Here is a 507-nt window from a genome sequence, read left to right as displayed (position 1 = left end):
CGGCGGCTCCAGTGACGGCGACCGGTCGCGCATCGCCGAGCTCGAGCAACGGGTGGCGCGGCTCGAGGCACAGCTCGCCCAGCTGACGGCCACCCCCGGCGGTGCGGTGGCGGCGGCCGTCGCCACCACCGCCACCGAGGACTGGATGGGCGAGGTGCGGGCCCTGCGCAGCGCCGGGAAGACCATCCACGCGATCAAGGTCTACCGCGAGCGCACCGGCGTCGGCCTCAAGGAGGCCAAGGACGCCGTGGAGGCGATGCCCCTCTGATGTCGCTCCGCGGCCCCGGGATTCGTCGATCGCGTCCACCCCTCACGTAGCCTCGACGCCGTGATTCGCTTCGAGAAGGTCACCAAGACCTATCCCGGCCACCCCCACCCGGCGCTCGACAACATCTCCGTCGATGTCGAGAAGGGGGAGTTCGTCTTCCTCGTGGGGTCCTCGGGCTCGGGCAAGTCGACCTTCCTGCGTCTCGTGCTCCGCGAGTACCGCCCCACGCAGGGCCGGGT

At 71.2% G+C, this 507-nt stretch carries 2 protein-coding genes; both read left to right on the top strand.

What is annotated here, in order from left to right; translation table 11 throughout:
* On the top strand, positions 1 to 268 hold a 268-nt coding region (locus FB586_RS19050; protein ID WP_136520883.1), incomplete at its 5' end, for a ribosomal protein L7/L12.
* A gap of 60 nt (positions 269 to 328) precedes the next feature.
* On the top strand, positions 329 to 507 hold a 179-nt coding region (locus FB586_RS20225), incomplete at its 3' end, for an ATP-binding cassette domain-containing protein (protein WP_136520882.1).

The organism is Cellulomonas telluris (genome assembly GCF_004886325.1).
In the GTDB taxonomy this organism is placed as follows: Bacteria; Actinomycetota; Actinomycetes; order Actinomycetales; family Cellulomonadaceae; genus Cellulomonas; species Cellulomonas telluris.
Note: the sequence above shows the minus strand (reverse complement) of the source record. Positions and strands in the feature narration are given on the sequence as shown.